The organism is Flavonifractor hominis, assembly GCF_040095835.1.
Classification (GTDB): domain Bacteria; phylum Bacillota; class Clostridia; order Oscillospirales; family Oscillospiraceae; genus Flavonifractor; species Flavonifractor hominis.
The window spans coordinates 172,370-189,307 of the sequence record NZ_JBBMFT010000005.1 but is presented as its reverse complement, the minus strand read 5'-3'; the positions used below and the strand labels follow the sequence as shown (position 1 = coordinate 189,307).

The window sequence follows — 16,938 nt, the reverse complement described above, 5'->3', positions numbered from 1 at the left end:
GCCCGGCATCCATGGATGCCGGGCCCCGCCCCTCTCTTTCTTCTTGAAAAGGATCAGGCGTCGTCCTCAATGAGGCCGTAGCCGCCGTCGTTGCGCTTATATACCACCGCGAAGGCGCCGTCGGCGTCCGCGTTCTTAAAGGCGAAGAAGGTGTGGTCCACCAGGTTCATCTGGAGCACCGCCTCCTCCACCGTCATGTGCTTGATGGGGAAGCGCTTGGTGCGGACGATCCGGAACACCTCTTCCTCCTCCCCCTCGGGGGCAAAGGAGGAGAGCTCCTCGGCGTCCACGCTGCGGGTAAAGGCGTCCTGACGCAGGCGCTTCTCCAGGCGGGCCTTGTTCTTGCGGATCTGCCGCTCCACGGAGGAGACCGCCGCGTCGATGGTGGCGAACATGTCGGAGGTACTCTCGGCCACGCGGATGATGGTGCCGCCGGAGCGGATGGTGAGCTCCACGTTGTTGCGGTCCTTCTCCACACTGAAAACGATGGCGGCCTCCGTATCCGCCTTAAAATAACGGTCTAATTTGCCCACCTTTTTCTCCGCGTAGGCGTGGACCTTGTTGGGCAGGTTGACCTTTTTGTCTGTGAACACGAACTTCATAGTTTTCAGCTCCTTCCACCCTCCGGAGAGGGTTGTGGTCCAGAGGCCGGAGGACCGGTCTCCTTGCATTGATTATACCACGAAGTTTCCTAATTGTCACAGAATTTTTTGTGAATTTTTCAGACGTTTTGCACACTTACTGGTGGTGGGCGCAGTGGTGCTCGGCGCCGTGTTCCCCGCAGTGGTGCTCACTGCCGTGCTCGCCGCAGGTGTGGCCCTCGGCGTGGTGGTGATGGGCGCACACCGTGTCCGGGTCATAGTGCAGGCTGCCGGCCAGGAAGGCGGCCACCTGTGCGTCGGCCTCCCCCGCGGCGCCGGGATACAGGCGGATGCCCGCCTGGGCCAGGGCGGTGCGGGCTCCGCCGCCGATGCCGCCGCAGATCAGCACCTCCACGCCCAGCTCCCGCAGGAAGCCGGCCAGGGCCCCGTGCCCGCTGCCGTTGGTGTCCACCACCCGGCTGGCGCGCACCGCGCCGTCCTCCACGTCGTACACCTTAAACTGCTCGGTGTGTCCAAAGTGCTGGAACACCATACCGTTGTCATAGGTCACTGCAATCTTCATGTCTGTTGCCTCCTGTCTTGTTTTCTCTGCACGTCCGGCAGCCGCAGCGGCCGCGGCCGCAGCCCCGGCGGGCGCAGTCCCGCCCGGCGCAGTCCGCCGCCCCGGGACACAGGGTGTAGTGCCCGCCCCGGATGCAGAGCTGCCGCCCCTCCACCAGGGCCAGGGCCAGCTTGCCCCGGGCCACGTCGTAGATCTGCTGCACGGTGGACCGGGCCACCCCCATCTGGGCCGCGCACTCCTCCTGGGTGCACCCCAGCCGGTCGATGAGGCGGATGGCCTCGTACTCCTCCAGCGCCATCTCCACCGTGCCGGTACTCCCCCCCTCCAGCGGCCCGAAGACCGCCCGGGCGGGCAGTACGCAGATGCGCCGGCATTTCTTTGGTCTGGGCAAGGGCCCTCCCTCCGTTTCTGGCTTATGCCATTTATTATAGCACGGCTTTGGTGCCTGTCAATTCATCCCCCATTTTTCACCGGTTTTTTCTTCCTCCGCCCCCGCTTTTCGTTCAGTCTGCCTATTGTCTCGGCGGCCGATGTGTACTATACTCTTCCACGGTCAAAAAAGGAGGTAAGCATTATGGTATTCCAGACGAAGTTTGACTCTCTTACCGGGCTCGCCGAGCTGCAGCAGCTGGCCGCGCAGGCAGATAAGCCCGTCTATATTGCCAATGAAGACGACTCCATCCGTGTGGACGCCCGCTCCTTCCTGGGGATGCTGGCGCTGGACTACTCCAAGCCGGTGCGCATCATCACCGACTCCATGTATGCCATGCGCATGCTGGAGATCCGCCAGCGCGCCCAGGAGGCCCAGGTGGCCGCCCACTGAGGCAAACAGAAACGGGAGACATCCGAAGGGATGCCTCCCGTTTTTCATTTGACCTGTTTTCCGTCCAGGAAGACCGCCCGGACCGCTCCGTCCCAGGCGAAGGGGTGGCCCTGGGTGACCACGATGTCGGCGTCCTTGCCCGGCGTCAGGGTGCCCACCCGGCCGGCGATGCCGGCGATCTCGGCGGGCACGCGGGTGATGGCGGCCAGGGCCTGCTCGGGCTCCATGCCGCCCCGCACCGCCATGGCCGCGCACAGGGGCAGGTACTGGATGGGGGTCTCGGGGTGGTCGGTGCAGATGGCCACCTTCACCCCCGCCCGGCTGAGCAGGGCGGGATTTTCCAGGGTCTGTCCGGCCAGCTCGGGCTTGGAGCGGTCGGTGAGGCAGGGCCCGGTGATCACCGGGACGTCCTCCCCGGCCAGCAGCTCGGCCACCCGGTAGCCCTCGGTGCCGTGGACCACCACCAGCTTGAGCCCGAACTCCCGGCTCAGGCGCACCGCCGTGGCGATGTCGTCGGCCCGGTGGGCGTGGAAGTGGGCGGGCAGCTTGCCCTCCAGCACGGGCAGCAGGGCCTCCAGCTTGGGGTCGTAGTCCGGCATGTCCCGGTCCGGGTCCTCGTCGGCCTTATTCTGTTTGTCCTGGTACTCCTGGGCCTTGCACAGCTGCTCCCGGATGAGGGCGGCGGTGGCCATGCGGGTCACCGGAGTCTCCTTGCGCTCGTTGTACACCGACTTGGGGTTCTCCCCCAGGGCAAACTTCATGGCCGCCGGGTCCCGGACCACCATCTCGTCCACCCAGCGCCCGTCGGTCTTGAGGGCCAGGAACTGCCCGGCCACCGGATTGGCCGAGCCCGGCCCGGTGAGTACGGTGGTCACGCCCCCCTCCCGGGCCTCCCGGAAGCTCCGGTCCAGGGGGTTGACCCCGTCGATGGCCCGCAGGTGGGGGGTGCAGGGGTCGGTCTGCTCGTTGCCGTCGTCCGCCTCAAAGCCCAGCGCGTCCCCGAACAGGCCCAGGTGGCAGTGGGCGTCGATGAAGCCGGGCAGGATGTGCCCCCCCTCGGCGTCCAGCACCGGGCCGTCCTCCGCCCCGGTCAGCGCCTCCATGGGGCCCACCGCGGTGATCTTCCCCTGCTCAAATGCCACGAATCCCCGTGGGATCACCGGCCCGTCCATGGGGTGAACCACCCCGTTGATAATCCTCATGCTCTCTGTGCCGCCTTTCGACAAAAGTTCTGTTTGACATATTATGGAAATTCTGCTATTCTATGCTTGCAGCTCATCCAATATGCGAGTTCGCAATTCCATTGTTCCATTCTCCCGCACACATCTCTCATTTGGGCGCCCCGCCGGGGCGCTCTTTTTTTATGGCTGGAGGGTATATTGTTCCACCAGGGTCACGTCCCGCTCCAGGTAGGCCCCCTGCCGCCACAGCCGCAGGGTGATGGACTGGCCCACCTGCATCTGCTCTTTGATGGCCAGCAGCTGTTCCATGCTCTCCACGCGCTCGCCGTTGGCGGCCACGATCACGTCCCCGGGGAGGACGCCCTGGCTGCGGGCGTCGGAGCCCTCCTCCACGCTGGCCACGCAGACCCCCGCCGGCATGCCGTACTGCTCCTGCTCGGCCTGGGTGACGGTGTAGCCGGTGATGCCCAGGGAGGGCCGGCCGGAGACCACGCCTTCGGCGATGAGGGCGTCCACCACCGTCTTGACCGTGGCCGTTGGGATGGCAAAGCCCAGCCCCTCCACGGTGTTGTCATAGGACTGCATCTTCAGGTTGGTGATGCCCACGACCTGTCCGTGGTCGTTGATGAGGGCCCCGCCGGAGTTGCCCGAGTTGAGGGCGGCGGTGGTCTGGATGAGGGCCATGGTGTACCCGTCCACGTTCACGTCCCGGTTGATGGCGGAGATGATGCCGTCGGTCATGGTGCCCCGCAGCTCCTCCCCCAGGGGGTTGCCGATGGCCGCCACCGTATCCCCCACCCGCAGCAGGGCCGAGTCCCCGAACTGGGCCGGAGAGAGGTCGTCGGCCTCGATCTTGAGCACGGCCAGGTCGGTCTGGGCGTCCCGCCCCACCAGCAGGGCGTGATGGACGCTGTCGTCCTGCAGCACCACGTCCACGGCGCTGCACCCCTCGATCACATGGGAGTTGGTGATGATGTACCCGTCCTCGGACATCACCACCCCGGTGCCCAGGTTCATGCTGCTCTGCTTGATGCCCCGGATGCTGACGATGGAGGCGATGTTCTCCTCATAGATCTGCTGCAGGCTGTGGGCCGGCTCCTGGGGCAGCGGGGCGATGGTAAGGGTGGTGCCGTCGCCGGTGGGGGCCCGCTCCACGGTGGTCTCCTCCACCGTGGTCTGGCTCTGGGTCTGGGTGGGCTGGGCCGCGCCCTCGGCGCTCCACCGGTCCAGGTCCAGGCGGATCTGGCCGTGGGCCGCCCACAGGGCGACCGTTCCGGCCGTCAGCACCGCCAGCGCGCACAAAAACAGCACCGCGGTCCGGAGGGCCACCCGCCTGGGGCGGGGGCGTCCGGACCCGGTGTTTGTTCCGGGCTCCCGTGGATCGGGTCCCGTTTGGTCATAGTAGTAGCCGCGCATGGGCCCTCCTTACGCCAGGGTCAGGGTAAAGACGAACTCGGTCACGCCGTCCTGGCTGGTCACGGTGATGTTTTCCTTGTGGTTGTTCAGGATGGTCTTGACGATATACAGCCCCAGACCCACGCCTTCCCGGTCCACGCTGCGGGATTTGTCGCTCTTGTGGAAGCGGTCGAAGATCATGGCCAGCTCGTCGGGCGGGATGGTCTGGCCCTGGTTGCGCACCGCCACGTAGGCCTTGCCCCCCTTGCTGGTGATGGACAGGCCCATGGTGCTCCCCTCGTCGGAGAACTTGATGGCGTTGTCCAGCAGGTTGTAGCACACCTGGGTGATGGCGTCAGGGTCGCCCCACACCAGCACCGGCGTGTCGGGCAGCTGGGTGTCCACGTCCAGGTGGCGGGCGTTGATCTTGGTCTCCAGGCTCACCAGCACCCGCAGCATGACCTCGGACACGTCGAACTGCTCCTGGGCGGTGACGTTCTCGGCGGACTGGAGCCGGGAGAGGTCCAGCATCCGCCGCACCAGCCGGGACAGCCGCCGGGTCTCGGAGGAGATGGTCTGCAGGGCCGAGCGCTCCTTCTCCGGTGGGATGGTGCCGTCCAGGATGCCGTCGGAGAAGCCGGCGATGGTGGTCATGGGGGTCTTGAGCTCATGGGAGATGTTGGCCACGAACTCGCTGCGGCGCTCCTCGCTCTTGGCAATGGAGTCGGCCATGGCGTTGAAGGCCTCGGCCAGCTCGCCCACCTCGTCCCTGCGGTTCTCATAGCCGTGGACCCGCAGGTCATACTCGCCGTGGCCGAACTTCCGGGCGATGTCGGCGATCTCCTTCATGGGCTTGGTCAGGCGCAGGGAGGTGACCGAGCTGGTGATGAAGGCGATGCACAGCACCACCACCGCCGTGAAGAAGAAGATGGAGATGAAGGCCTGCCACAGCTCGGTGATGTCGGAGGTCTCGGCGGCCACGTAGGCCGCCCCCACCATGACCTGCCGGCTCTCCCCGGTGAAGGGGTTCTCGGTGGTGACGTAAATGGGCGTGCCGGCCACGAAGCGTTTTTGCGCAAACAGTCCGCCCAGGGTGCTCATGCCCGTGTAGCCGCCGTTCTGCTTGACCTCGTCCACCACGCTCTGGGGCAGGTAGCGCTTGCTCAGGTCGCTCTGGGCGGGGATCGTGCTGCCGTCGGTGTAGAGCACCAGCTCCCCGTCGGCCTCGGTGATGATGACCACCGCGTTGGAGATGTGGGCGATGTTGGCCACATAGAGCTGATAGACGTCGTTCTGGGTGCCGATCCCCAGGGCGCGGGCCGAGCTGGTCAGACTGGCCACGTCGGCCACGTTGCGCTCCATGGAGTCCCGGGTCTCCCGGATGGTGTACTGGTAGGACAGGGTGATGAAGGCCGCGCCCAGCAGGGCGAAGGAGACGAGGATCATCCCCGCCGTCAGCACGAACTGCCGTTTATAGAGACTTCTCATGGGGTATTCACAACCTCGAATTTATATCCCACGCCCCACACGGTCTTGAGGCTCCACTGGTCGCTGACTCCCTCCAGCTTCTCCCGCAGGCGCTTGATGTGCACATCCACCGTCCGGGAGTCGCCGAAGTAGTCAAAGCCCCACACCTCGTCCAGCAGCTGGTTGCGGGTGAACACCCGGTTGGGAGAGGCGGCCAGGTGGTAGAGCAGCTCCAGCTCCTTGGGCGGGGTGTCGATGCGCTTGCCGTCCACCGTCAGCTCGTAGGAATCCAGGTTGATGACCAGCTTGTCAAAGGAGAGCTTCTTCTCCCCGCCGCTCTCCTCCTCCCCGCCGAAGCGGCGGAGCACGGCGTGGATGCGGGCCAGCACCTCCTTCATCTCGAAGGGCTTGACGATGTAGTCGTCGGCGCCGCCCTCCAGCCCGGCCACCTTGTCCTGGGTCTCGCCCTTGGCGGTGAGCATGATGACGGGGGTCTTGTCGTTCTCCCGGATCTTCTTGAGCACCGACCAGCCGTCCATGATGGGCAGCATGATGTCCAGCAGGACCAGGTCCGGATGGAAGGAGCGAAACAGCTCCACGCCCTTCCCGCCGTCACCGGCCACCGCGGTCTCAAACCCCTCCTTCTCCAGGTAGAGGTGGAGCAGCTCGGCGATGTTGGTTTCATCTTCCACGATGAGGACTTTTTTGGCCATAGTACACCGTCCTTCTTTCTTATGTGGTTTGTTTCATTATACCGTTTTTCCCGGCAGGATGGGTGAATTTTTTGTAAAACAGGGGCCTTATTCCACCTCGGCGTAGGAGCGGTCCACCTGGAGCACCACGAAATAGCGGCTGTCCAGGGCCCGAACGGCCTGGGTGATGCGCCGGGTCACCTCCTCGTCGGAGAGGGTGCACCTGTGGGGCACCACCACGTCAAAGATCAGGTTGGTGTGGTCCGGGCCGCTGGTCACCCGGAAATCGTGGATGCTCATGGCCGGGTCGATGACCTGCACCAGGGTGCGCACCTGGTCCCGCAGCTGGTTGATCTGCTCGTCGTCGGTGGCAATGGGGTCCATGTGTACGGTGGTCTCAATGCCGAATTTCTGGTGGATCTCCCGCTCGATGTGGTCGATGGCGTCGTGGGCGGCCAGCAGGTCGGCGTCCTGGGGCACCTCGGCGTGGAAGGAGCACATCCGCCGGCCCGGGCCGTAGTCGTGGATGACCAGATCGTGGATGCCCACCACCTGGCTGTGCTCCAGTACCAGGTCCCGGATGCTCCGCACCAGGGCGGGGTCGGGCTTGGCGCCCAGCAGGGGGTCCAGCGTATCCTTGGCGGCCCCCCAGCCGGCCCGGAGGATGAACACCGCCACCACCAGGCCCACCCAGCCGTCAATGCTCACACTGGAGAGGGCGCCCACCAGGGTGCCGGCCAGCACGGCGGAGGTGGCCACCACGTCGGACAGGGAGTCGGTGGCGGTGGCCTCCATGGCGGCCGAGTCGATGCGCCGGCCCAGCCGGCGGTTGAACAGGCACATCCACAGCTTGACCAGGATGGAGACCACCAGGATCCCCACCGACACGGCGGAGAAGCTCACCGGCTCGGGGTGGAAGATCTTCTCCAGCGAGGACTTGCCCAGCTCCACGCCCACCAGCAAGATGAGCACCGAGACCAGCAGCCCGGCCAGGTACTCCATCCGCCCGTGGCCGAAGGGGTGGCCGTCGTCGGCCCGCTGGCCGGCCAGCTTGAAGCCCACCAGCGTCACCACCGAGGAGCCCGCGTCGGAGAGGTTGTTGAAGGCGTCGGCGGTGATGGAGATGGACCCCGTCAGCAATCCGGCGAAGAATTTTCCCCCCGAGAGCAGCAGGTTGAGCACGATGCCCACCAGGCCGGAGAGGATGCCGTACTTCTGCCGCACCGCCGGGTCCTGCACCCGGTCCCAGTCCTTGATAAACAGTCTGACCAGACGATCTGTCATATCCGTTCCCCCAAAAATAGGTTTCTCATTATTATCCCACGCCCCGCCCGCTGAGTCAAGGCAAAACAAAGAGCCGCCGGTCCTGCGTGGTCGCAGGACCGGCGGCCGGCCATCATTCCAGGTCGCCCGGCAGAAATGCCTGATAGGGCAGCACGTCGGACAGTACGGTGAGTACATCGGAAAACCCGCCGTTGGCGGCGGTGTGCATCTGGGGGGAGCGGAGCATCCCGCTCTCCTCCGGCGGGCGCACCGGCAGGGAGAGGATCGCCCGGGAGCCTCTCCCCTCCCGCTGCTCGAACACCAGCGCCCCGCCGTGGCCTTCGGCCACCCGCCGGGCCAGGGGCAGGCCCAGTCCCACGCCCCCCGTCCGGTGCAGCGGGTCGGCCGCTTCGGGCTGGGCCGGGGACATGCCCGGGCCGTTGTCCCACACCGTCAGGGTGGCCCGGTCCCCCCGCACCGCCAGGCGCAGGCCGGTCTGCCCTCCCTTACCGGCGGCCCGGATGGCGTTGGAGATCAGCTCCAGCAGGGCCCGCCGCAGCTGGTCCGCGTCCCCCTGGGTGATCAGGCTGCCTGTCTCCTCCTCATAAGAAAAGCGGAGCCCCGCCTGCTGCGCCAGCGGTTCCACCTGCCGGGCCATCTCCCGGCACAGCCCCGCCAGGTCCAGCGTCCGGACCCGGGGCGCGGCCTGCTCCTCCGGCAGCTCCAGATATTCCAGATTTCCGATCATACGCATCATACGGTACAGACTCTGGTGCAAAATGGCCAGATAGGGGTCGTACTGGGCTCCCCCCTTCTCCTGTACCACGGGCGTCAACAACTGGACCGCCGCAGACAGGTGATTCATCTGCTCCCGAAACTGCTCTGCCAGCAGCAGCCCCAGGTCCTTGGGCAACGGCTCCATCACAGCGCACCTCTCTTATTACCTTAAATATATAAATTCGTGCATTAGCACATATCTTGACCGATAGTATACCAAAATATAGTGGATTACACAAGGAATTTTGTCGAATAAAGTCGAAACTACTACGTTTACCGATAACTCGCCCGTAAATTTATACAGTTTCCCCAGTAAGTTTTCCGTTTTTCCTCTTTTCATTCGGAAAAGATTAGTCTATAATGGAGGCGCGCTAGAAATAACGAGTTAAGACGCCATTTAGAACAAAGGAGAGATTCATTATGAGCATTAAAGTTGGCATTAACGGCTTTGGCCGGATCGGTCGTCTGGTGTTCCGCGCTGGCATCGACCGCCCCGACATCGAGTTCGTGGGGATCAACGATCCTTTCATGACCCCCGACTACATGGCCTATATGCTGCGCTATGATACCATGCACGGCCAGTTCAAGGGCACCATCGAGTACACCGATGACGCCATCATTGTCAACGGCAAGACCGTGAAGTTCTTCGCCTGCATGGACCCCAAGGACATCCCCTGGGGCGAGGTTGGTGCTGAGTACGTGGTGGAGTCCACCGGCGTGTTCCTGACCAAGGAGAAGGCCCAGGCTCACATCGACGCCGGCGCCAAGAAGGTTGTCATGTCCGCTCCTTCCAAGGACGACACCCCCATGTTCGTCATGGGCGTCAACCACAACACCTACACCTCTGACATGAACTTCGTGTCCAACGCCTCCTGCACCACCAACTGCCTGGCTCCCATCGCCAAGGTTCTGCACGACAACTGGGGCATCACCGATGGCCTGATGACCACCGTTCACTCCACCACCGCTACCCAGAAGACCGTGGACGGCCCCTCCAAGAAGGATTGGCGCGGCGGCCGTGCTGCTGCCGGCAACATCATCCCCTCCTCCACCGGCGCCGCCAAGGCCGTGGGCAAGGTCATCCCCTCTCTGAACGGCAAGCTGACCGGTATGTCCATGCGTGTTCCCACCCTGGACGTGTCCGTGGTTGACCTGACCGTGAACCTGGCCAAGCCCGCCAAGTACGACGAGATCTGCGCCGCCATGAAGGCCGCCTCCGAGGGCGAGCTGAAGGGCATCCTGGGCTACACCGAGGACGCCGTGGTCTCCTCCGACTTCCTGGGCGACACCCGCACCTCCATCTTCGACGCCAAGGCCGGCATCGCTCTGACCGACACCTTCGTGAAGGTGGTTTCCTGGTACGACAACGAGATCGGCTACTCCAACAAGGTGCTGGATCTCATCACCCATATGTATGGTGTGGACCATCAGTAAGTGACCGAAAAAGAACGCGGAAGCCGCTGGCTTCCGCGTTTCTTTTTTTGTCTGTGTCCTTACACCCGGTCCAGAGCGCGCTCCACATCCTCCAGGATGTCCTGCGCGTCCTCGATGCCCACGCTCAGGCGCACCAGGTCGGGAGAGACGCCGGCGGCGGCCAGCTCCTCATCGGTCATCTGCCGGTGGGTGGTGGAGGCGGGGTGGAGGGTGCAGGTCTTGGCGTCGGCCACGTGGGTGGCGATGGAGGCCAGCTCCAGCCCGGCCATGAACCGGGAGGCGGCCTCCCGTCCCCCCTTCACGCCGAAGGAGACCACGCCGCAGGTGCCATTCGGCATGTACTTCATGGCCCGCTCGTGGTAGGGGTCGCCCTCCAGGCCGGGGTAGCGCACCCAGGAGACCTTGGGGTGGTCCTTCAGGAACTTGGCCACCGCCAGAGCATTGGCGCAGTGCTGCTTCATCCGCAGGGGCAGGGTCTCCAGGCCGATGTTCAGGTAGTAGCAGTTCTGGGGGGCGGGGATGGCGCCCAGGTCCCGCATGAGCTGCACGGTGGCCTTGGTGATGTAGGCCCCTTCCAGGCCGAAGCGCTGGGTGTAGGTCACGCCGTGGTAGCTCTCGTCGGGGGTGGTGAGGCCGGGGAACTTGTCGGCGTGGGCGTTCCAGTCGAACTTGCCGGAGTCCACGATGGCGCCGCCCACCGCGTTGGCGTGGCCGTCCATGTACTTGGTGGTGGAGTGGGTGACGATGTCGGCCCCCCACTCAAAGGGGCGGCAGTTCACCGGGGTGGCGAAGGTGTTGTCCACGATGAGGGGCACGCCGTGGGCGTGGGCCGCCTTGGCAAACTTCTCGATGTCCAGCACGGTGAGGGCGGGGTTGGCGATGGTCTCGCCGAACACCGCCCGGGTCTCGGGCCGGAAGGCGGCCTCCAGCTCTTCCTCGGAGCAGTCGGGGTCCACGAAGGTGAAGTGGATGCCCATGCGCTTCATGGTGACGGCGAAGAGGTTGTAGGTGCCGCCGTAGATGGAGGAGGAGCACACCACGTGCTCCCCGCAGGAGACGATGTTGAAAATGGCGTAGAAGGAAGCCGCCTGGCCCGAGGAGGTGAGCATGGCCGCGCTGCCCCCCTCCAGGGCGCAGATCTTGGCGGCCACGTGGTCGTTGGTGGGGTTCTGGAGACGGGTGTAGAAATAGCCGCTGGCCTCCAGGTCAAACAGCGCACCCATCTGCTCGCCGGTGGCGTAGCGGAAGGTGGTGGACTGGATGATGGGGATGTTGCGGGGTTCGCCGTTGCCGGGGGTGTAGCCGGCGTGGATGCACTTGGTGGACATGCGCTGCTCGCTCATGGGCGGATCTTCCTTTCCTGGTAAAACTGTTGTCTATCCTACACCCGTGCCGGTCCGCTGTCAATAGGTCCCGGGCTCCAGGTCCGGGTCCAGGGTCCGGTCGGGCTCAATGGGCTCCCCGGTGTCCACCCCTGCGATGGACGCCACCGGTTCTCCCTCGATGAGCAGCTGGACGGCGTCCACCGGTTCCAGCTCCCCCAGGGTGTTCACCAGGGCGTAGATCGTCAGGCGGCCGGCCGTTTGATCGGCCGGCATCCCGTCCAGGAATTCCCGGGACAGGTCCACCGTGCACACCCCGTCTGCCATGGTCACCGCGCGCACCTGGCTGCCCTGTGGCATGCAGGCCGCCAGGCTGTCGTGCTGGGGCCCCTCACACCAGGCGCTCAGCACGGCCTGGGGCAGGCTCTCGTCCTTGGTCTTGGTCACCTGGCGGTACTCCACCCCCAGGTTGGCCTCCCCGCTTCTGGGGTACCAGAGGTTCACCCCCAAGGAGACCGGCTGTTCCGCCCCGCCGTACAGGGACATGTCCTCCGTCCGCAGCTGCTGGATGGCCCGGTAGGGCAGCTCCCGGCCCTCCACGGTGACATAGACCGACTCCACCTCCTCCAGCTGGCAGAAGGTGAGGGCCAGGCAGGCGTCGGCCACCGTCAGGTCCACCCCGGTGAGCCCGCCGAACTGCTCGGACAGGTCCAGGTGGAGCTGTCCGTCGGCCAGGTCCCAGTCCAGCAGGCGCACCCCGTCGGGGAAGGGGGAGGCGAGGGTCTGGTTTTCCGGCGGGCTGAGCAGGGCCTGCATCAGTGCAGACACCTGGTCCTCCTCCTCCCGAAGCAGCCGCGTCTCGCAGGCCACGGCGCTTTCGGCGTTTTCGTCCCCCAGAGCGGAATAGTAGATACTGTAGCTGGTGCCGCTGCTGCCCACGCTGGCGGGCTTGGCGCAGCCCCCCGCCTGGGTCAGCATGCAGAGCGTGAGCACCAGCAATCCCGCGCGCTTCATGTCCCCTCGCCTCCTTCCTCCTGCCAGCGGGGGAAGCAGACCTGAAAACAGGTCCCCTCCGGCTCCCGCCGGTGGACGGTGATGCTGCCGCCGTGCTGGCGCACGGTGTCCCACACGATGGACAGGCCCAGTCCGGTGCCGCCGGCGGCCCGGGAGCGGGCCTTGTCCACCCGGTAGAACCGGTCGAAGATCTTGGGCAGGTCCTCCTCCGGGATGCCCACGCCGCTGTCCTCCACCCGCAGGACCACCCGGTGGGCCTCCCCCGTCAGGTAGACCCACACCGTCCCGCCGGGCAGGTTGTACTTGACGGCGTTTTCCATCAGGTTGAAGGCCACCTGATACAGATCGTCCTCGGTGGCCCGCACCAGGCAGCCGGGCTGGAGGTGGAGCTCCAGCGCCACCTCCACCGCCCGGGCCAGGGGGGAGAGCATGTGCTCCACCCGCTCCACCACCGCCGCCACGTCCACCGGGCCGGTCTGGACCGGCCGGGCGGTGTCCAGGCGGGTGAGGGTGAGCAGCTTTTCGGTGATGCGGGTCAGGCGCTCGGCCTCCTCCCCGATGTCGGAGACGAACTCCCGGGCGGTCTGGCTGTCCATGTGCTCGCTCTGCAGGATGGAGTCGGCCAGCAGGCGGATGGAGGCCAGGGGGGTCTTGAGCTCGTGGGAGGCGTCGGAGACGAAGCGGCGGCGCACCTCCTCGGTGGTCTGGAGGCGGCCGGTGAGCTCGTTGAACTCGTCGGCCAGGCGGCTGAGCTCGTCCCCGCCCTTCATGTCCACCCGGTGGCTGTATTCGCCCTGGCGCACGGTATGGATGGCCCGCAGCAGCAGGGCGATGCGCCGGGTGAGGGCCTTGGAGAAGATGAGTCCCAGGACGACGGCCACCAGGCACACCACCGCCGAGACCGAGCCCAGATTGGTCTGGATGCCCTGCAGCAGTGCGCCCTGGTCGCTGTCATAGTCGTAGAGGTAGACCGCCCCCTGGGTCATGGAGCGGTAGGTGATGGGCACGGCGGCCCGGCTCTGGAAGGCGCCGTCGGCGTACTCCGAACGGAACACGTCGTTGCCCCGGAGGGCGGAGGCCACCTCCCAGAACAGGGCGTACTGGCCCAGGGTATCCTCCCGCCGGCTGCCCTCCTGGCAGTCGTAGAGGATCACGCCCCCCGGCCCGGTGACCACCACCCGGCTGGCCTCCACATTGAGCAGGGTGACCACCTGGCTCACCCCTTCGGCGGTGAGGGTCTCCGGCCCGGCCAGGGCGGAGGCCAGCACCGAGGCCTGGTTCTGCATGGAGGTCTGCTTGGAGCGGTAGATGAGCTCCTGAGAGATGAGCAGCGGATAGGTGTTGAGAAACACCAGCACCGACACGATGATGACCGCGTAGGTCAGCACGAATTTGGCCTGGATGGAGCGCCAGAAGGGCACGCGTCTGGCCCGCTCGCCCTGCTTATCCATTCTTGAGATAGTAGCCCACGCCCCACTTGGTCAGGATATACTGGGGGTTGGCGGGGTCCAGCTCCAGCTTTTCCCGCAGGCGGCGCACGTGTACGTCCACCGTGCGGTAGTCCCCGGCGTACTCATAGCCCCACACCACATTGAGCAGGTTCTCCCGGCTGTACACCCGGCCGGGGTTGCGCATGAGCAGCTCCATCAGGTCGAACTCCTTGGCGGTGAGGTCCACGCTCTGCCCGTTTTTCCAGGCGGCCCGGGCGTCCCGGTCCAGCACGATGTGCCCCACCGTCAGCTGGTTGCCGTTGCCCTTCTGCTGCATGGCGGCCATGCCCGCCCGGCGCAGCAGGGCCCGCACCCGGGCCTTGAGCTCCAGGATGTTGAAGGGCTTGGTGATATAGTCGTCCGCCCCGCACTCAAAGCCGACGATCTTGTCGGCATCCTCGCTGCGGGCGGTGAGCATGATGATGGGCACATTGGAAAACTCCCGGATGCGCATGCAGGCCTGTAGCCCGTCGATCTTGGGCATCATCAGATCCAGGATGATCAGGTCGAAGCCGCCGCTGCGGGCCAGCTCCACGGCCTCCTCCCCGTCGTACCCCACCTCTACCTGATAGCCCTCGCTCTCCAGGTTGAACTTGATGCCCTTGACCAGCACCTTTTCGTCGTCCACGACCAGTATCTTCATCTCGTATCCTCCCCCGTGGTCACATAATCGATGAGCCCCTCCAGGATCCCCTCGCCGATGCCGTCCACTTCGGTGAGCTCCTCCGGCGTGCGGAACGGCCCGTTGGCCTGCCGGTAGGCGAGGATGGCGTCCGCCCGCTTTTCCCCGATGCCCGGCAGGGTCATCAGCTCCTCCCGGCCGGCGGTGTTGAGGTCCACCTTCTCCCCACTCTCCAGGGCCTCCTCTTTGCTCTGGGGCTGGGGCGTGGCGGTGGGGGCCGGCAGGAGCTGGGGCGTGGACTGGACCAGGGTGCGCTCGCTCTCCACCCGCACGGGCTGGGCCGCGGCGTTCCCCCGCAGGAACCACCCCGCCGAGAAGGCCACGCACACCGCCGCCAGCAGTACGGCGGCAAATTCCAGCCTGGAAATCTTCATATCTTCTACCCGCCTTCCCCGTTGCGTCCCTGCCCGGTCTTTGCTATAATACAGTAGACATAATACATTATACCACAGATATGGGGAGTTTCCTATGAAAAAATCACGCCTGCTATCCTTTTTGTTGACCGCCGCCCTGCTGGCCGGACTGCTGGCCGGCTTTGCCTCCGCTGCGGAGGCGGAGTCGGGCGGCAGCCAGATCCTGGCCTCCATGCACGTGGACGCCAAGGCCGCCATTCTGGTGGATCCCAACACCGACGAGATCCTCTATGAGCAGAACGCCCACGACAAGATGTACCCCGCCTCCATCACCAAGGTGATGACCTGCCTGCTCACCCTGGAGGCAGTGGACCGCGGCGAGCTGAGCCTGGAGCAGGTGGTCACCGCCAGCGACAATCTCCACGCCGGCATCGGCGAGGGCGCTTCCACCGCCGACATCAAGGCCGGCGAACAGCTGCGCATCATCGACCTGCTGTACGCCGCCCTCATCCCCTCGGCCAACGAGGCCTGCAACGTGATGGCCGAGGCGGTCAGCGGCAGTGTGGAGGACTTTGTGGCCCTGATGAACCAGCGGGCGGCGGAGCTGGGCATGGAGGACACCCACTTTGCCAACACCCACGGCTACCACAACGACGACCACTACACCACCGCCTATGACATCTATCTCATGTGCAAGCAGGCCATGAAAAACGAGACCTTCCGCACCATCGTCTCCTCCCTCAACTACACCATGCCCGCCACCAATATGCACCCGGAGGAGCGGATCGTCCGCTCCACCAACGCCCTGATCTCCAACTTCCGCGTGGCAGGCTACCTGTACCAGTACGCCACCGGCATCAAGACCGGCCACACCAACGAGTCGGGCTACTGTCTGGCCGCCTCGGCCAGCAAGGACGGCCGGGACCTGATCTCGGTGGTCATGGGCTGTGAGCGGGAGCCGGGCACCACCGGCAGCGAGGGCTTCATCTACTTTGACGAGACCATCCGTCTGTTCGACTGGGGCTTTGACAACTTCTCCACCCAGACCATCCTGGACGACACCAAGATGGACGTGGGCGAGGTGGCGGTTACCCTGTCCAAGGGGGTCAACAGCGTGGCCCTGCGCCCGGAGGGGGAGCTGACCGCCCTGTTGCCCAACGACGTCTCCCCCGAGGACTTCACCTTTGAGACCACCATCCCCGCCCAGACGGTGGAGGCCCCCATCGAGGAGGGCCAGCAGCTGGGCACCATCCGGGCGCTCTACAACGGCCAGGAGTACGGCACTCTTCCCCTGGTGGCCAACGTGTCGGTGGAGCTGGACCCCTGGCTCTACCGGCTGGACCGGATCCAGAAGTTCTTTGACCAGCTGTGGGTCAAGGTGCTGCTGGTGGTCATCCTGGTGGTCATCGTGGTGCTCATCCTGCGCCAGCTGTTCTTCCGGCCCCGCCGGGGCCGCCGGGGCGGCTATTCCTACGGCGGCCGCTCCTCCCGGTACACCGGCAGCCGCCGGCGCCGGTAAGAAAACAAAAAAGCGGGACTGCACAAGCAGTCCCGCTTTTTTTACGCCTCCGGCAGGGCCTCACGCAGCGCGTGGGCCAGCTGGTCGGGGCAGGAGGTGGATTTGAAGCCGCAGCGGATGCCTTCCATCCGGCGCACGGCCTCCTCCACCGTCATGCCCTCCACCAGCCGGGAGATCCCCTGCAGATTGCCATTGCACCCGCCCTGGATCTGGCAGGAACGGATCACGCCGTCCTCTACCTCCACCGTCATATGCTGGGAGCAGACCCCTTTGGGGCGGTATTCGATCTTCATGTCCGGTTGCCTCCTCTTGTTGCATCAACAGCCAACATCTTAGCACAATTTGGCTGGGATTGCAATTGC

General features: G+C 65.2%; 18 protein-coding genes. 3 read left to right on the top strand and 15 right to left on the bottom strand.

What is annotated here, in order from left to right; translation table 11 throughout:
- Window positions 1–53: 53 nt before the first annotated feature.
- The 3 genes from hpf to WMO45_RS10035 form a co-directional block, all read right to left on the bottom strand.
- A complete protein-coding gene (gene hpf, locus WMO45_RS10045) occupies window positions 54–602 on the bottom strand; it encodes a ribosome hibernation-promoting factor, HPF/YfiA family (protein ID WP_349140588.1) in 549 nt (182 codons plus the stop codon).
- A gap of 136 nt (window positions 603–738) precedes the next feature.
- On the bottom strand, window positions 739–1,164 hold the full coding sequence (locus tag WMO45_RS10040) for a NifB/NifX family molybdenum-iron cluster-binding protein (RefSeq protein ID WP_349140586.1): 426 nt from the start codon (window positions 1,162–1,164) through the stop codon (window positions 739–741).
- The gene (locus WMO45_RS10035; protein WP_349140584.1) at window positions 1,142–1,555 is read right to left on the bottom strand and encodes a DUF134 domain-containing protein; all 414 of its coding nucleotides are present in this window, start codon (window positions 1,553–1,555) and stop codon (window positions 1,142–1,144) included. Before WMO45_RS10035 ends, WMO45_RS10040 begins: the two co-directional genes overlap by 23 nt.
- Before the next feature lie 183 nt (window positions 1,556–1,738).
- Here WMO45_RS10035 and WMO45_RS10030 point away from each other — a divergent pair, with 183 nt between their 5' ends.
- Window positions 1,739–1,987, top strand: a complete 249-nt coding sequence (locus WMO45_RS10030) for a hypothetical protein (RefSeq protein ID WP_349140583.1) — start codon at window positions 1,739–1,741, stop codon at window positions 1,985–1,987.
- Window positions 1,988–2,031: 44 nt separating this feature from the next.
- Here WMO45_RS10030 and WMO45_RS10025 read toward each other — a convergent pair whose 3' ends face one another.
- The 6 genes from WMO45_RS10025 to WMO45_RS10000 all read right to left on the bottom strand — a co-directional run bounded on the left by WMO45_RS10025 (window position 2,032) and on the right by WMO45_RS10000 (window position 8,907).
- On the bottom strand, window positions 2,032–3,189 hold the full coding sequence (locus WMO45_RS10025) for an amidohydrolase (RefSeq protein ID WP_349140581.1): 1,158 nt from the start codon (window positions 3,187–3,189) through the stop codon (window positions 2,032–2,034).
- Between the two features lie 159 nt (window positions 3,190–3,348).
- The gene (locus WMO45_RS10020; RefSeq protein WP_349140580.1) at window positions 3,349–4,584 is read right to left on the bottom strand and encodes a S1C family serine protease; all 1,236 of its coding nucleotides are present in this window, start codon (window positions 4,582–4,584) and stop codon (window positions 3,349–3,351) included.
- Between the two features lie 9 nt (window positions 4,585–4,593).
- A complete protein-coding gene (locus tag WMO45_RS10015) occupies window positions 4,594–6,051 on the bottom strand; it encodes a sensor histidine kinase (RefSeq protein WP_349140579.1) in 1,458 nt (485 codons plus the stop codon).
- Window positions 6,048–6,743, bottom strand: a complete 696-nt coding sequence (locus WMO45_RS10010) for a response regulator transcription factor (protein ID WP_349140578.1) — start codon at window positions 6,741–6,743, stop codon at window positions 6,048–6,050. Before WMO45_RS10010 ends, WMO45_RS10015 begins: the two co-directional genes overlap by 4 nt.
- A gap of 87 nt (window positions 6,744–6,830) precedes the next feature.
- Window positions 6,831–8,006 carry a cation diffusion facilitator family transporter gene (locus WMO45_RS10005; RefSeq protein WP_349140577.1) on the bottom strand — a complete coding sequence of 392 codons (1,176 nt, stop codon included), beginning with the start codon at window positions 8,004–8,006 and terminating at the stop codon, window positions 6,831–6,833.
- Window positions 8,007–8,118: 112 nt separating this feature from the next.
- Window positions 8,119–8,907 (bottom strand): sensor histidine kinase, encoded by a 789-nt coding sequence (locus tag WMO45_RS10000; RefSeq protein ID WP_349140593.1) that lies wholly within the window; start codon window positions 8,905–8,907, stop codon window positions 8,119–8,121.
- A 275-nt stretch (window positions 8,908–9,182) separates the two neighbouring features.
- Here WMO45_RS10000 and gap point away from each other — a divergent pair, with 275 nt between their 5' ends.
- Window positions 9,183–10,196 carry a type I glyceraldehyde-3-phosphate dehydrogenase gene (gap, locus tag WMO45_RS09995; protein ID WP_349140575.1) on the top strand — a complete coding sequence of 338 codons (1,014 nt, stop codon included), beginning with the start codon at window positions 9,183–9,185 and terminating at the stop codon, window positions 10,194–10,196.
- A gap of 59 nt (window positions 10,197–10,255) precedes the next feature.
- Here gap and WMO45_RS09990 read toward each other — a convergent pair whose 3' ends face one another.
- Genes WMO45_RS09990 through WMO45_RS09970 form a run of 5 tightly spaced genes read right to left on the bottom strand, consistent with a single transcriptional unit; the run spans window position 10,256 to window position 15,078 of the window.
- Window positions 10,256–11,539 (bottom strand): O-acetylhomoserine aminocarboxypropyltransferase/cysteine synthase family protein, encoded by a 1,284-nt coding sequence (locus WMO45_RS09990; protein ID WP_349140574.1) that lies wholly within the window; start codon window positions 11,537–11,539, stop codon window positions 10,256–10,258.
- 60 nt (window positions 11,540–11,599) lie between these two features.
- Window positions 11,600–12,532, bottom strand: a complete 933-nt coding sequence (locus tag WMO45_RS09985) for a GerMN domain-containing protein (protein WP_349140572.1) — start codon at window positions 12,530–12,532, stop codon at window positions 11,600–11,602.
- On the bottom strand, window positions 12,529–13,983 hold the full coding sequence (locus WMO45_RS09980; protein WP_349140570.1) for a sensor histidine kinase: 1,455 nt from the start codon (window positions 13,981–13,983) through the stop codon (window positions 12,529–12,531). The genes WMO45_RS09985 and WMO45_RS09980 overlap by 4 nt, the downstream gene beginning before the upstream one ends.
- A complete protein-coding gene (locus WMO45_RS09975; protein WP_349140568.1) occupies window positions 13,976–14,665 on the bottom strand; it encodes a response regulator transcription factor in 690 nt (229 codons plus the stop codon). The genes WMO45_RS09980 and WMO45_RS09975 overlap by 8 nt, the downstream gene beginning before the upstream one ends.
- Window positions 14,662–15,078 (bottom strand): ComEA family DNA-binding protein, encoded by a 417-nt coding sequence (locus WMO45_RS09970; protein ID WP_349140567.1) that lies wholly within the window; start codon window positions 15,076–15,078, stop codon window positions 14,662–14,664. Before WMO45_RS09970 ends, WMO45_RS09975 begins: the two co-directional genes overlap by 4 nt.
- A gap of 94 nt (window positions 15,079–15,172) precedes the next feature.
- Here WMO45_RS09970 and WMO45_RS09965 point away from each other — a divergent pair, with 94 nt between their 5' ends.
- The gene (locus WMO45_RS09965) at window positions 15,173–16,576 is read left to right on the top strand and encodes a D-alanyl-D-alanine carboxypeptidase family protein (protein ID WP_349140566.1); all 1,404 of its coding nucleotides are present in this window, start codon (window positions 15,173–15,175) and stop codon (window positions 16,574–16,576) included.
- A gap of 41 nt (window positions 16,577–16,617) precedes the next feature.
- Here WMO45_RS09965 and WMO45_RS09960 read toward each other — a convergent pair whose 3' ends face one another.
- Window positions 16,618–16,869 carry a TIGR03905 family TSCPD domain-containing protein gene (locus tag WMO45_RS09960; RefSeq protein WP_349140565.1) on the bottom strand — a complete coding sequence of 84 codons (252 nt, stop codon included), beginning with the start codon at window positions 16,867–16,869 and terminating at the stop codon, window positions 16,618–16,620.
- Window positions 16,870–16,938 lie beyond the last annotated feature (69 nt).